General features: G+C 69.2%; 13 protein-coding genes and 2 pseudogenes. 5 read left to right on the top strand and 10 right to left on the bottom strand.

Annotated elements, in window-relative coordinates; translation table 11 throughout:
* Window positions 1-450: 450 nt before the first annotated feature.
* Both ACGFZS_RS48860 and ACGFZS_RS48855 read right to left on the bottom strand, forming a co-directional pair.
* Window positions 451-1,175 (bottom strand): annotated as a pseudogene (locus tag ACGFZS_RS48860) (transposase).
* Between the two features lie 55 nt (window positions 1,176-1,230).
* Window positions 1,231-1,422 carry a hypothetical protein gene (locus ACGFZS_RS48855; RefSeq protein ID WP_393800690.1) on the bottom strand — a complete coding sequence of 64 codons (192 nt, stop codon included), beginning with the start codon at window positions 1,420-1,422 and terminating at the stop codon, window positions 1,231-1,233.
* Window positions 1,423-1,648: 226 nt separating this feature from the next.
* Here ACGFZS_RS48855 and ACGFZS_RS48850 point away from each other — a divergent pair.
* A pseudogene (locus tag ACGFZS_RS48850) lies at window positions 1,649-2,020 on the top strand (transposase); the annotation flags it as partial.
* Window positions 2,021-2,047: 27 nt separating this feature from the next.
* On the opposite strand, the gene ACGFZS_RS48845 reads toward ACGFZS_RS48850, so the two are convergent.
* Window positions 2,048-3,517 carry a sensor histidine kinase gene (locus ACGFZS_RS48845; protein ID WP_393800689.1) on the bottom strand — a complete coding sequence of 490 codons (1,470 nt, stop codon included), beginning with the start codon at window positions 3,515-3,517 and terminating at the stop codon, window positions 2,048-2,050.
* A complete protein-coding gene (locus ACGFZS_RS48840; RefSeq protein ID WP_393800688.1) occupies window positions 3,504-4,184 on the bottom strand; it encodes a response regulator transcription factor in 681 nt (226 codons plus the stop codon). Before ACGFZS_RS48840 ends, ACGFZS_RS48845 begins: the two co-directional genes overlap by 14 nt.
* 128 nt (window positions 4,185-4,312) lie before the next feature.
* On the opposite strand from ACGFZS_RS48840, the gene ACGFZS_RS48835 reads away from it, so the two are divergent.
* The gene (locus ACGFZS_RS48835) at window positions 4,313-5,818 is read left to right on the top strand and encodes a hypothetical protein (RefSeq protein ID WP_393800687.1); all 1,506 of its coding nucleotides are present in this window, start codon (window positions 4,313-4,315) and stop codon (window positions 5,816-5,818) included.
* A gap of 343 nt (window positions 5,819-6,161) precedes the next feature.
* Here the strand turns inward: ACGFZS_RS48835 and ACGFZS_RS48830 are convergent, their stop codons facing one another.
* Complete coding sequence (locus tag ACGFZS_RS48830; protein WP_393800686.1) at window positions 6,162-6,377, bottom strand: hypothetical protein; 216 nt, start codon at window positions 6,375-6,377, stop codon at window positions 6,162-6,164.
* A 267-nt stretch (window positions 6,378-6,644) separates the two neighbouring features.
* On the bottom strand, window positions 6,645-7,013 hold the full coding sequence (locus ACGFZS_RS48825; RefSeq protein WP_393800685.1) for a VOC family protein: 369 nt from the start codon (window positions 7,011-7,013) through the stop codon (window positions 6,645-6,647).
* 62 nt (window positions 7,014-7,075) lie between these two features.
* Here ACGFZS_RS48825 and ACGFZS_RS48820 point away from each other — a divergent pair, with 62 nt between their 5' ends.
* A complete protein-coding gene (locus ACGFZS_RS48820; protein WP_393800684.1) occupies window positions 7,076-7,534 on the top strand; it encodes a MarR family winged helix-turn-helix transcriptional regulator in 459 nt (152 codons plus the stop codon).
* A gap of 576 nt (window positions 7,535-8,110) precedes the next feature.
* Complete coding sequence (locus ACGFZS_RS48815) at window positions 8,111-9,562, top strand: amidase (protein ID WP_393800683.1); 1,452 nt, start codon at window positions 8,111-8,113, stop codon at window positions 9,560-9,562.
* Between the two features lie 93 nt (window positions 9,563-9,655).
* On the opposite strand, the gene ACGFZS_RS48810 is transcribed toward ACGFZS_RS48815, so the two are convergent.
* The 4 genes from ACGFZS_RS48810 to ACGFZS_RS48795 are packed head-to-tail and all read right to left on the bottom strand — an operon-like array spanning window position 9,656 to window position 12,715.
* On the bottom strand, window positions 9,656-10,222 hold the full coding sequence (locus ACGFZS_RS48810; protein ID WP_393800682.1) for a transcriptional regulator: 567 nt from the start codon (window positions 10,220-10,222) through the stop codon (window positions 9,656-9,658).
* A gap of 9 nt (window positions 10,223-10,231) precedes the next feature.
* The gene (locus ACGFZS_RS48805) at window positions 10,232-11,755 is read right to left on the bottom strand and encodes a helix-turn-helix domain-containing protein (RefSeq protein WP_393800681.1); all 1,524 of its coding nucleotides are present in this window, start codon (window positions 11,753-11,755) and stop codon (window positions 10,232-10,234) included.
* Entirely contained in the window at window positions 11,752-12,045 is a 294-nt protein-coding gene (locus ACGFZS_RS48800) for a helix-turn-helix domain-containing protein (protein WP_393800680.1), read from the bottom strand. Before ACGFZS_RS48800 ends, ACGFZS_RS48805 begins: the two co-directional genes overlap by 4 nt.
* A 28-nt stretch (window positions 12,046-12,073) precedes the next feature.
* Window positions 12,074-12,715 (bottom strand): DUF5995 family protein, encoded by a 642-nt coding sequence (locus ACGFZS_RS48795; protein ID WP_393800679.1) that lies wholly within the window; start codon window positions 12,713-12,715, stop codon window positions 12,074-12,076.
* 369 nt (window positions 12,716-13,084) lie between these two features.
* Between ACGFZS_RS48795 and ACGFZS_RS48790 the strand changes: the two genes are divergently transcribed.
* A complete protein-coding gene (locus ACGFZS_RS48790; RefSeq protein WP_393800678.1) occupies window positions 13,085-13,480 on the top strand; it encodes a contact-dependent growth inhibition system immunity protein in 396 nt (131 codons plus the stop codon).
* Window positions 13,481-13,580 lie beyond the last annotated feature (100 nt).

The following is a 13,580-nucleotide window of genomic DNA, read 5'->3' as shown; positions in this document are numbered from 1 at the left end:
CGCGCGGCCACGCTCCGCGGGCACGACGCGCCGGCCCTACGGGCCGGAAGACCCCGAGCCGCTACGCGGCTCAAACTTCCTTGCTCCGCAAGGAAGTTGACTCGACGTCACTCCGTGACGTCGAACGGAATTCGCTCCGCGAATTCCTCAAAACCGCACCTACAAGGACAGCGCCGCCTCTTGCCTGGCTGACCTGACACCCTGTCAGGTCATTTTCACCGGGTTGATATCTTTGCACCTAAAGGAATTTGCTTAATTTCTCATTATCTTGGAATCGCTACATTTAATTCCAGGAAAATGAGCATCCCGTCTCCTATATTTAACGGTCTTGATTTCCCGTCAGAATCTGACGACTTTTCTTTGTGTTTTATTCCCGCGGTTCAGCGGCTAAGAGTTATCCCATAACGATCTCGGGGCGGGGCAAGGTCGGTTGCTGCACGACCTGTTCGCCTATCCGGCGAGTGTGAGGTTATAAAGGCGAGCGATGCCGAGAATGGCGTGATGAACGCCATCTCCTTTGAGGCGGCAGTCGCGGAGGATCTTCCAGCCCTTCATACGCGCGAAGGTGTACTCGACGCGGGCCCGAACCTGCATGTGGGAGCGATTGTGATCCTCCTTCCAGGCCGGTGCCCCGGTAGCCGCCGTCCGCGATCACGGTGGTCTGGCCGACGGCATCCTTGGCACCGGACAGCTCCCATGCCCTGCAGTCGTTGCGGTTGCCCGGCAGCGGCCGGCCGACGGCGACGACAAGCCGGGGGTCGGCCTCGATGACGACCTGGTGATCGGTGGAGTACCGGTGGTTCTTCGACTGCTCGGCGACGGTGTGGTCGCGGGTGGGAACCAGGGTGCCGTCCACGATCAGCACGGTGCCCTTGTGGAACCGTTTGCGCTGCTGGAGCGCGAGCGCCGGCCCGAGGTGGTCGATGATGCGGTCGGCAGCCGACTTCGACGCCCCGAACAGCGGGGCGAGCCGGCGCAGGGTGAGGTCGGTGCGCCGGTACGCGGCGATCAGCAGCACCCGATTCCTCCAGTGGCAGGCTCCAGGGTCGGCCCCGACGGGCCAGGTCGGTGCCTCCGCGCCGCAGGGCCGTGATCAGCTTGCCGAACTGACGCGGGCTCAGCCCCGTACACGGGGCTGTCCAGGAGGGCTCCGACGCCGTGATCGCACCGGGCACGGCAAGATCATCTCTCGTGGCCGGCGGCTACAGGGCAGCCCTCACGGTTTCACGGTCACAGAGAGTAGAAGAAGAGCATGAGTCCCAGGCAGACGACTCCCATGCCGCTCCACATGGCAACATGCTTCGGCTTCCGCGGGTAGGTCTGGTCTGTGCGCGCAGTGTTCCAGATCGTCAGGGCAGCGATGAAGCAGAAGAACGCGACGACGATGAACCCCGTGCCAATGAACCAGTACCAGGCCCGCACGCTACCTCCATCTGATCAAGAGTCTCGTGAAGGCTACCGAAGCGGCACCACCCCCGGGAGGCCCGAGCACCGCCCTGGACCGCGGCAAGAGTCCGGACTCATCTGACGTCGGAAATTACGGGAGATCGCTTAAGGCTTGCCCCGTATAAGCAGGTGATCTGCGGTTTTGTCAACGGTACGGTCGTGCGGTGGAGTTTGAGAGGTTGAACGAGTGCTCGTTGCGCACGTCGTCGTGGTCGGTCAACCGGTGCCGGGCAACCGTAATGACTGCGGGGCATGGGGACTGTCCGGTGCGAAGGCTGCTGTCGGCAAAACGACAGTGATTGCGGATGGCGGCTATCGGGGGACGGGTCTGCTCATCCCGCACCGCCGTGAACGTGGTCAGGCGGAACTTCCGGCCTGGATAGAGGAGCACAACCGCTCGCATCGCAAGGTCCGTGCTCGTGTCGAGCACACCTTCGCCCGGATTGAGGGCTGGAAGATCCTCCGCAAGTGCCGTCTCAAGGGCGATGGCGTTCATCAGATGACCAGCAGCTCGTGTCGTTTGTGCTTCGCTGACCGGCGGCGTCTCATCGGGTGGCCGGCGCGGCTGGGGTGAAGCGCGTAAGGCTCGCGGTGAAGTGGGCTATGTGTCGGCTGGGGCGGGGGCTCGGGGAAGGCGTAGCTGGAAGCATGCTCCGAGGGTGTGGGGGGTGAGGGTGAGGGTGCCTCGGTGGCGGTGGGCCAGGTCGCGGGCGATGGCGAGGCCGAGGCCGGTGCCGCCGTGGTCGCGGGAGCGGGCGTCGTCGAGGCGGACGAAGCGTTCGAAGATGCGTTCGGCGTCCTCGGCGGGCACGCCGGGTCCGTCGTCGTGCACGGTGAGGACGATCCAGGCGTCGTGGTTGCGGACGGTGATCTGGATGTGGTGGGCGGCGTGGCGGGCGGCGTTGTCGATGAGGTTGCGCAGGAGCCGTTCGTATTCGCCGGGGTTTCCGTGTGCGTGTGCGGGGGCGGTGCTGTCGCAGGTGAGGGTCAACGGTTGTGTGGTGAGGGGGTGTTGCTCGGTCAGCCGGGAGGCGAGGGTGGTCAGGTCGACGGTTTCGGAGTCGGCTGCGGGGGTGCGGGTGTCGAGGCGGGCCAGGAGCAGCAGGTCTTCGGCGAGGGTTTGGAGGCGGCGGGTCTGGCGTGCGGCGGTGGTGGCTGCGGCGGGCCAGTCGGTGCGTTCCGGGTAGGCGAGTGCGACTTCCAGGCTGGCGAGCAGGGTGGTGAGGGGGCTGCGCAGTTCGTGGGCGGCGTCCGCGACGAAGCGGCGTTGCCGGGCGGCCGCGTCGTCGAGGCGTTGGAGGGTGGTGTTGAGGGTGGTGGCCAGGGCGGTGATCTCGTGTCCTGTGGCGGGGATGGTGACGCGTTCGCGGGGGTCGTGCGCGGTGACCGAGGCGGTGAGGACGCGGATGGCTTCGACCGGCCGTAGCGCGTGGCGGACGGTGAAGTAGGTGGTGGCGGCGATCAGTACGAGGCTGACGAGTCCGGTGCGCAGCAGCAGGTGGTCGGTGGTTGTGGCGATGGCGTCGGCGGTGTTGGGGAGCACCACTACGTAGACCCGTAGTGCGGCGTCGGAGGTGACGCCCAGGGCGGCGGCTTTGGTGCTGTTCAGGTCATCGGCCTGGATGTCGGCCGTGACGACCTGGTGGGTTCCGCCGGCTACGGAGAGTTTGTCGCTGGGGTCGTAGTCGGGGTTGGCGGGCAGGCGGACGGTGGTGGTGATCTGGATCCGGTGGTCTTTCGGCGGGGCGGGCATCACGTGGTGGGTGCCGGGTTCGAAGTCGTCCATGCCTCCGCCGTAGGCGACAGCGGTGTGTCGGCCGGTGGCGACGACCTCGTACGGCACGGTGCTGGTGGGGTCGGGGACGATGCCCTGGCGCAATTGATCGCAGAGAGACCAGAGCTGTGCCTTGGCCTGGTCCTCGGCGATCTGCGTGCTCTGGCGGTAGAGATCGTGGTGCAGCCACCAGCCGATGCCGAGCAGGATGACGGCGGCGGTCGAGGCGGCGGCCAGTGCCGTGCGGGCTCGTACTGAGCGCGGCCGCCAGTGGCGTCGTGGCTCAGTCGCGGTCACGGTCGTCCACCAGCCGGTAGCCGGTGCCTCGTACGGTCTGCAGGGACTTTCGGTCGAACGCGGCGTCCACCTTTTTGCGTAGCGCGCTGATGCGTGCCTCCACCAGGTTGGGATCCCATGCCTCGTCGGGCCAGGCGTGGTACAGCAGGTCTGTTTTGGGGACCGCCTGGCCCGCTCGGCGGGCCAGCAGTTCGAGGACGGCGAACTCCCGGGGCGTGAGGTCGACTCGGGTCCCGGCCCGGCGGCAGAGCCGGCCGGCGATGTCCAATGAGAGGTCGCCCACGGCGAGGACGGGCGGGGCGACCGTGGCGGCTCGCCTGGCCAGGGCCCGCAGTCGTGCGACGAGTACCAGGTAGGAGAAGGGTTTGGCCAGGTAGTCGTCGGCGCCTGTGTCCAGGGCCTCGGTCTGGTCGAAGTCGCCGTCCTTGGCGGTGAGGACCAGGATGGGGGTTGCGTTGCCCTCCCGGCGCAGTTGGGCGCAGACCTTGTAGCCGTTGAGTCCGGGCAGCATCAAGTCCAGTACGACAAGGGCGTATTCGCCGGTGCGGGCCATCCACAGTCCCTGCCTGCCGTCATGGGCGAGTTCGACGCTGTAGCCCTCGGCGGTCAGGCCGGTGTGCAGGGTCCGGGCGAGGTCCACCTCGTCTTCGACCACCAGGATGCGCATGTGGTGCAGCCTCGCACAGCGTCGGCCTGCTTTCCTGATCGGCCGGTCAGGTTGGGTCAGCAGCCGGTCAACGAGGTCGGGGCAGGGTGGCGGGGTTTCTTCGTCGCTGTCGAAAGGCCCTGTTGCCGATGTCTGTTGCTGAACGTGGTTCCGTCGTGGCCAGGGCGGTTTCCCCTCTCGTATCGGCCGGCCGGCCATCATGGAGATCGGCCCGAGCCGTTGTCGTCATTGCGCCTTTGTCGCTGACCATCGTTCTGGGGCTCTGGGGTATCAGGAGGCAGAACTCCCTGTGGGGGGACGAGTCCGTTACTTACCAGCTGGCGCACCGTGATCTCGCGCAGATATGGCATACCGCCCAGCATGTTGATCTGGTGCACGTCCTCTACTACGCCGTGATGCATGAGGTCTTCGGTCTCTTCGGCGGGGGGTTGCTGACGTTGCGGCTGCCGTCTGTGCTGGCGATGTCCTTTGCGGCGAGCGGAGTCGGGCTGCTGGGGCTGCGTCTGGCGGGACCCCGTGCCGGGCTGCTGGCCGGGCTGGTGTTCGCGCTCCTGCCCCAGGTCCAGAAGTATGCGCAGGAAGGCCGCTCGTATGCCATGGTCTGTGCCGTGGTCACCTGGGCCACCTATGCGCTCGTGGCCGCTGTGCCGCATCGTGCCCGGTGGCGGTGGGGGGTCTATGGCTCCGCGATGCTGCTGGCCTGTCTGCTCCATGAGTTCGCGGTCCTTGCTCTGGTCGCCCACGGCGTCACTCTGGTCGTCTCCCGTGTTCCACGGCCGGTGCTGAGGGCATGGGCTGTGACGGCTGCGGGTGTGGCGGGCGGGCTGCTGCCGCTGGTGATCCGCAGTGCGGGGCAGGCGGGGCAGGTGTCCTGGATCAGCGGACCGGTGCGGCTTCGCTATTTCCTGGTCGTGGCGGTCGTGGGCGTGGTGTGTGCCCGGGCGCCCCTGGGGAGGAGGGGGCCTGTGCGGCTTTCCGTGCTGGCTGTGCCGATTCTTGTGCTGCCGGGCCTTCTGTTGCTGATCGTCTCGCTGGCCAAGCCTCTTTTCGTCGACCGGTATGTGCTCTACGGCAATATCGGAATTGCCTTGCTGCTGGGTGCCTGGCTGGATCACTCCTATCGGTTGTGGCGGTCTTCCCGCGCTGCGTGGATCGCGGTCGCTGCCGTTCTGGCTGCGCTCGTTCTGCCGAGCCTTGCGCTGCGCACGCCCCAGAGCCGGAGCAACGATGTCACCGCCATCGGTGCCGCCGTGCGCGAGGAAGGCCGCCCTGGCGACGGGCTGCTCTATCTTCCCGGCCGGCAGCGAATCCTGACTGCGGCCGACTCCGGCGACACCTGTTTGCTGACGGATCTCGCTCTGGCACAGGACCCTGTTTCGTCGAACACACTCGCAGGCGTCGAGCTTCCCGCCCGGGTCATTGCGGCACGCATGTTGGAGTTCGACCGGATCGTCGTGGTCCGCGCGGTGGGTGCGCAGTCGTCGGCCGACCCGCGGGAGGAAGCGAAAACAAGTACCCTGCGGCGCCGCTTCCGCGAGTACGGGACGACCCACGTCAACGGGGCGCGAGTCATCGTCTATGTCCGGGACCGCGACCCGTCTTTGGGCGGTGAGGCGACGACCCGGAAGCCTTGAGTCCTTGGCTTGCCACTCGTTGCCGCCGTGGGAGGCTGTGGCTGTTCTGTGCTGCTGCCCAAGTCATCGCGGCAGCACGCCAATGGCGCCTGCGGCGCGCCCGTCACTGGCCACAGGCGGATGGGACCACCAGCGCGGGCAGTCGGCACGGCATCATCCTGTGCCCGGGCCGACCGGCAGCGGCCCGGGGAAGTGCGCACGGAGTCCTTGCTGTTGGGTGTGGGCCACAACATCCGCAGTGCCGCCGTGTGCCCAGGCCGGCTTCCCGTCGCCTACCGTGGCCAGTTCGTCGGCCTGGATCTCACTGGCCGTCATGTGTGCACGGGGGTCGGAGAGGGTCAGGTCAGGTCAGGCCTGTCTCGTGCGCGTCGGACGCCTGCCGTAGGGGAGCGTCGTACCTCGCATGGTGCTCGGCCGGAGGGCTCTGGTTGTAGTGGGCGGCCGGTACGGCGACCTTGATGTGGCCATCGTGGGTGAGGGCCTTCTCGGTGAGCCGGGAATCCGGGGCGTCGGTGATGTAGGAGACACCGATCAGGTCGGCCCGGTCGTAGCTGTTCACCTGGTTGGCGAGGAGCGCCTGTATACGCTTCTCGGCCTCTTCGTTCAGTCCATGGTGTCCGGTGATCCCCGTACGGTCCGGGCCCGTTGCGCGGTGCGCCTTCCGCGATGCGCTCTGATCGGTGCTGCGGGCTGGTCTTGGGTGCTCGGGCTGTGAGGGAGAGCGCGCTCTTGATTCGATCGGCTGCCGGGCTGTGGCTGGGAGTCGCGCTGTCGCGTACGGGGCCGGGGTGCAATTGCTGGTGGTCGTTTGGTGGCGTTGGGTCGGTCAGGTGCGGTCGTGGAGTGTGAGGTGGTAGCCGTCGGGGTCGGCGAAGGTGAAGGTTCGGCCGAAGGGGCCGTCGATCGGTGGGGAGACGATGGTGTGGCCGTCGGTGACGAGTGCGTCGTGGATGGTTTGGACGTCGGTGGCGTGGAGCCAGATCGCGGCGCCGATGCCGGGGTGGGTGACGGATGCGAGGTCGGTGCCGGGGGTGATGTCGCGGAGTGCGAACGCGATCGGTTTCGTCTCGAAGACGACGGCGTGCGGGGGTCCGGCCGGTGAGCGGACGAGGCCGAGGTACTGCTCGTAGAACGTTTGTGAGGCGTTGAGGTCGCGTACTTGGAGCGAGATGAAGTCGGGGCCGGTGGCGGGCATGGTGACACTCCTTCTTTCGTGTCAGTTTTCTGACATGCAGGAATCTATGTCAGAATGCTGACATGAGTCAAGAAGGTGTCGGCGTCGACCTGGAGACGTCACTGGGCTACCTGCTCAAGGAAGCGTCGAGCGCCCTGCGTGCGGCCATGGAGGAAGTGCTGCGGCCGCTCGGGATGAGCGTGACGCACTACTCCTGCCTCGAGCTGCTGGCGCAGCGGCCGGGCTTGTCGAACTCCGAGCTCGCGCGGGGCGCGTTCGTGACACGGCAGACGATGAACGTGCTGCTCCAGGCCCTGGAACGAGACGGCTACGTGACCAGGCCCGCGGAGGCGGCCGTCGGCAAGGTGCTTCCCGCGCGGCTCACGCCCCGCGGCCGGCGAAGCCTTGAGAAGGCGAGCGCAGCCGTCCGGTCCGTCGAGGCCAGGATGCTGGCCGGCCTGACCGAGAGCGAGCAGTCGGGCGCGTTCCTGATCCTGCAGAGGATGATCCATTCCCTGCGCGGTGAGAACGAAGGCGCGTAGCCCGTCTGGTGGCGCGCGTCCCGGCGCGCTCGGACAGGAGTGCGGCCGGGCCGGTTTGGCCCGGAAGCCGGCGCCGCGTGATGCGGGCTTCGGGATGCGGGCTTCGGGCTTCGGGATGCCGAAGGGCAGGGGCGAGCCGGCGCGGTGTCAGGTTTGTGCGCCGGTGCGGGGCGGCCGGCGGCACCTGTTCATTCCGCGGCAGTCTCCGGGGGGCGGCGGCACGTGCGCGCCGGGCCCGGGCGGGGTCCTCGGACCCGCGCTGCACCGCCTGGCCGCGGACCCCGGCCCGCGTGTCCGGGCCATGGCTGCCGGACGCGCCGGCGAGTTCGCCCACTCCGGTGCGCGCGCTGCTGCCGCTTTGAGGGCGTCCCACGCCGATGACCCGAGTCCTGCGGTGCGCGAGAAGGCGGGGTGGTTCACACCCGGCGGGGCCGTCTGCGAACGGATCCTTCCGTCCGGGACCGAGTAACGGGACAGTCCTCAGGAGATGCCCCCGCCGGGCGGGTGTTCGCGGGCTTTTCCGTTGCGGGAAGCGGCATTTTATGGCCTCTGTGGCGGTCCGTTAGCGTCGGTTTCATGGATTGGAATTTCCGGCCGGCCGGAGAGCTGGCGGCCGCGTTGCGCGCTGGTGAGGTGTCCTCGGTGGAATTGACCGAGGCGGCGATCGCTGGGATCGAGCGGGACGACGGGGCGGTCAACGCGATCTGTGTGTCCGACTTCGATCGTGCCCGGGCGGCTGCGCGTCATGCCGATCAGGCATGTGGCCGGGGAGAGGACCGGCCGCTCCTGGGTGTTCCGGTAACCGTCAAGGAGTCGTACAACATGACCGGGCTGGCGACGACTTGGGGCATGCCGCAGCACCGGGACTTCGTGCCGGCCGAGGACGCGGTGCAGGTGTCGCGGCTCAGGGCTGCCGGCGCGGTGGTGCTCGGCAAGACCAACGTGCCATTGGGCCTGCAGGATCTGCAGAGCTTCAACGAGATCTACGGCACGACCAGTAATCCGTGGGACCTGGACCGTACGCCGGGCGGGTCTTCCGGCGGGTCGGCGGCGGCCCTGGCGGCGGGGTTCGGTGCGTTGTCCATCGGCTCCGATATCGGGGGTTCGCTGCGTACGCCCGCGCATTTCTGCGGTGTCTACGCGCACAAGCCGACACTCGGGCTGGTGGCAAGCCGCGGTATGGTCCCGCCGGCCGCGCCGGCGTTGCCGGCCGGTCCCGATCTCGCCGTCGCCGGGCCGATGGCGCGTACCGCCCGCGATCTCGAGCTCCTGCTCGACGTCATGGCCGGACCGGATCCGCTGACGCTCGGCGTGGCGCACGAACTGGTCCTGCCGCCTGCGCGCCACCGGCGGCTCAGGGACTTCCGGGTTCTGGTTCTCGATGAGCATCCGTTCATTGCGACCGGGGCGGCGGTGCGGGCGGGCGTGGACCGGGTGGCCGATGCGCTTGCCGACGGTGGCGCCCGCGTGGAACGGCACAGTCCGCTGCTGCCCGATCTCGCCGAAGCCGCCACGCTCTACATGCTGCTGCTGTTTTCGGGTTCCGCCGCGCGTTTCCCCGCCGACGTGTACGAGCAGTTGCGGGCCCGTGCGGCCGGGCTGAGCGCGGACGATCGAAGTCTCGGTGCGGCGCGGCTGCGCGGGACGGTGCTGAGCCACCGCGACTGGATCCAGGCGGACAGCCGTCGCGAGTTCCATCGTCACGGCTGGCGGGAGCTCTTTGCCGAGTTCGACGTTGTGGTGTGTCCCATCACGCCGACTCCCGCGTTTCCGCATGATCACGATCCCGACCTGCTGGGACGCCGGATCGACGTCGACGGTGTCGGGTATCCGTATCTCGACCAGCTCGTCTGGGCGGGTCTGGCCACCATGCCGGGCCTGCCGGCCACCGCAGTTCCTGCGGGCCGCTCTCCTGAGGGGCTGCCGGTGGGGGTGCAGCTCGTCGGTCCGATGTTCGGGGACCGCACCACGCTGCGGCTGGCCGACCTGCTCGAACAGCGGATCGGCGGCTTCCGGGCACCGGAGTGACGGGGCGTCACGGGGTACCCGAGTGGTTCTGTGTCGCGCGAGTGTAGGTAGGTGGGTGGGTGGGTGGGGTGGGGGTGGGGGTGGGTGGGGGTGTCAGGCGGCGAATCCTACGGAGGTGACGTACTCGTATTTTCCCCATTGGGAGCCGAGGTTGACGATCTGGTCGATCCAGGCGTCGTCGAGGGCCCGGGCGTCCGCGGTGGTCCAGGCGTCGATGATGGCGTCCCAGGTGCGGATGTTGAGTCTGCGGTATTCCAGGACGCGTTGGTGGGGAATGGGGACATGGCTCTGGTCGAGAGGGTGGATTTCCACTCGGGTTCCGCCGCCCGCGTTGAGGCGTCTGAGGAGGTAGCGGGCGACGTTGTGCCGGCGGAGGGTGCGGTAGGCGGTGTCGAGTCTGGCGAGGTTGGCCCTGTTGGGGCGTTGCCTGCCGGTGAGCCAGGCTCTGAGGGTGCGGGGGGTGACGGTGATGCCCGCCTGGCGCATGGCGTTGCGGCCGGCTGCGGTGTCGAGGTAACGGAGGCGGGCGGCGAGGCCGCGGGAGGCGGTGACGGGAGAGGCGATGTAGCCGGCGAGGGCGTCGAGTACGCGGGCCGCTGCCTGGCTCCCGCGCTGCCCTTGGGCGCCGTAGTGGCCGAAGTCGTGTGTCCTGTCGGGCATGTGAGGGTCTTACCGCCGGCCGGCGGGGAGGGTGTAGACGTCTTTTACTTTCACCTGTGACACGTCGCGGCCTTCTGTGAATACCTGTCGCCAGTCGCCGGCGATGTGGAGTTCGTCAGTGCCCATGACACGCATGACGGGCAGCCCGGCCGTGTGCGCTTTATGGGCTTTCAGCCAGAGATTGACGAATGCCTGCGAGCGGATGATGTGCATCCAGTCGGGGCGGTAGAGCTCCCGGTTGTAGTTCGATTCTCCCATGGTGGACACGAACTTAGAATACATGGATTTCACGTATTCCAGGGTGACTTCGTCTTCTTCGCTGATGGCTTTTTCACGGGCGTCGCGCAGGGTCTGGCGGAATTTCTCGAAGAGTTGTTCCGTCGATCCGGAGGTGAAGGATTCATGGATGACCGGGGGGTCGCACAGGTGGCCGTACTGCGGGGTTGCCAGGCGCTGGAGGAGGCGGAGGGTGGGTTCGGTGACCCAGACGGGACCCGGTTCCTCGCGGTTGCCGAGGGGGTTGGGGAGGTACAGGTGGTGGTCCCATTCGGGCGGAGTGATCAGGTGGATTCCTGAGCGGCGGCGGGAGTGGACGTTTCCGGTGGAGTATTCGAGGGCGCCGAGCGGGAGATGGGTCTTCAGGGCCGAGAGGTAGGCGCCGTTGATGTCGAGGGCGGTGACGTCGGCGGTGCCGGGGGGTGCCTCGTGGCGTGCCCAGTGGGGGCGGGCTTCCCATACCTCGTCCGCGCCGTGGGCGGACTTCTTGCGCAGGATGTCGGGCAGCGGGGGGTGGCCGACGATGTCGTAACGGGCGCCGGTACGGCAGGCGTCGAGCAGGGCCATGGCGTCGGGGATGGCACGGCGCTGCAGTTCGGCGGCGGCTGCTTTGAGGTCGCCGCCGTGGGCGTCGAGGGCCTCGTGGACGGCCCGTGCGATCAGTCCGGGGGTGCGTCCGTGGTGAGGGGAACGGTGGCGGGCGGGGGGCTGCGAGCGGGCCGGGGCTGATGGGGCAGGGACAGGGGGTGATGGTCTGGCGGGGGCGGGGGCGGGGGTTTCGGGGTGGGGCGCGGTGGGCGGGTTCGGGGTGGGGCGGGTGCAGTCGGCGGGGTGGAGGTGCTGCGGGTAGCCCTCGACCTGGTCGGTGGCGGGTGCTCCGCACAGGACGCAGGGCTGGGGGGCGGGCAGGGGTTCGTCTCCGGCGGGTGCGGCGGGGCGGGCGGCGGGGGTGGTGCTGCCGGGGGGGCCGGCTGCGGGGTGAGGGGGTGCGGGGTGAGGGGGTGTGTCGGCCTGGGGGTGCAGTCGTTCCTGGGCGGCGGCGAGGAAGTAGGCGTATTTCTCGCGGATCTCGCCGCTGGGGTCGCGTCCTTGTTCCCAGCCGCCGACTGTGGAGGGGCTCACTCCCAGGGCCTGGGCCACCTGGGTGCGCGAGAGGTTCAGTGCCTGGCGCAGGGCGCGCCGCTGGCCGGCAGGGGGCAGGCCGGGCTGTTGGCGGGCGCCGGCCAGGAGTGCGTCGATCGCGTCGAAGTCGGTCATCGTGGTGTTCCCTGGGCGGGCGTGGAGGCGGATTGGGTGCGGCGGTGTCCGGGGGGCAGGGCTTCGCATGCCGCGGTCGGGCCGGCCAGCAGTTGCAGGACGCCGATCCCGTAGTGGGCGGCGAGGGCGTCGCAGTCGGCCAGGGTCCAGGCGGTCTGGCCGAGCTGGCGACGGGAGACCTTGGGCTGGGTCAGCCCGATCCCGGCTGCGAGGTCGGTCTTAGATTCCCCGGCAGCGTGCATCAGGGCCGCGACGGTGAGGCGCAGCGTCTCCTCTGTAGACGTCCTCATGTCTGCAGACTCTAGCCGTTTCATCTATTTATTGCATGGAGGGAACGTTTTTTGTCGTCTGCGGGGTGTACTCGTCACGGAGTGGGGCGGTGCGGTGCGCGGAGTGATGTGCCGGGGCGGGCGCCGGCGGCGGGGCGGGCGGGCACGGTGGCGCGGATACCGGACCGCCCGCTGGCGGCCTCGCGTCCCTGCGCGTTCCGGCCGGCCAGCAGGAGGGCACTGTGCCAGGCCTCCCCGCGGGACCGGCGGACGCTGAAGCCGAGGACGCGCTCGCCGGTGCGGCCCCGGCCCGGCCCGGCAGCGACACCAGGGGGACAGGGCACCGAGGGAGCCCTGCAACCCACGCGAGGATGTCGCCGGTCAGCAGGAAGCCGTGGCGCGGGGCGTGGATGGAGCGGCCCGGGCCGGTCTGTGCGGCGGCGACGGCCAGGCCGGGGTTGATATGCGCGTTCACGCCGAGTACGAAGTGCTGGACGACGACGGTGCCGGCGTCATCGAGGAGGGCGAACGTCCCGCGCCGGCAGCGCGGGCCGCTCCGGACGCGGCGCCACGCGGCGAAGGCGGCGAAGGCGGCGAAGTAGCGGTTGCCGAAGAGCGTGCCGAAGCGGTCCATACGGGGGCCGTCGCCGAACAGCCCGCTGCGGACGGCCGCAGGGATCTCGGCGGTCACCTGCCGGCACCAGGGCCGCGAAGCAGCCGGCCCGGCCGCCGGCGCGGCCCGCCTCCCCCACGACCCCGGCCGGCTTGCCCACGACGTCGTCGATGTTCTGTGCCGTCATGCCCCGGCCCCCTCCCGTGGTGCGCTTGTCCGGCCCGCGCGCTGACGGATACGGATGGTGTTCCGCGGTGCCGGACCGCAGCCCCGTCCCACCACCGGATGCCGGGGCGGGTCCCTGTCCCCGCGGGAACCGGGAGCAGAACCCGCCCGGCTCCCCCGGTACCCCCCGGCTCCCCCGGCTTGCCCCGGCTCCCCGGGTGCGGCTGCGGCTGCCGGACGGGTCCTGGCGGCGGCGTGCCGGCGGCGTGGGACGATCGGCCGGTGACCCGGACCGCAGAGCGTGAACGCTGCATCGAGGAGCGCGAGCGCGACCGCCGGCCGGCTCCGCCGGCCGGCGCGAGCCGTCTGGCCGTGACGGTGCACGCGCTCCGGCACAGGCCGGTGGGCGAGCTGTCGGTCGAGGACCTGCGCCTGATGACCGGACAGGACGTCGGGCTTGCTCATCTCCTGCCGCTCGCCGTGGAGATACTGCGAGACGACCCGATGGCGCAGGGCGACCTGTACGAAGGTGATCTGCTGTCCGCGGTACCGACCAGGAAGCCTGCGGCCCGGAACGAACTGCCCCGGGCCAGGCGGGAACCGGGCACGGCCGTCTCCGGGCCGACCGGCCTGCCGCCGGGCCTGGCCCAGCAGGCCGGGCGGTTCCCGGCCCGGTGAGCCCACGCGCCCCGGCCGTGGGACCTCAGCCCGGCCGCAGCGCCCGGACGCCGGACGCCGGCCCGGCCCGGTGCCGTCAGCACCGGCGACCGGTCTCCGC

This window comes from Streptomyces sp. NPDC048288, from assembly GCF_043201555.1.
GTDB lineage: Bacteria > Actinomycetota > Actinomycetes > Streptomycetales > Streptomycetaceae > Streptomyces.
The sequence above is the reverse complement of the archived record's forward strand: the minus strand, read 5'-3'. Positions and strand labels throughout refer to the sequence as shown.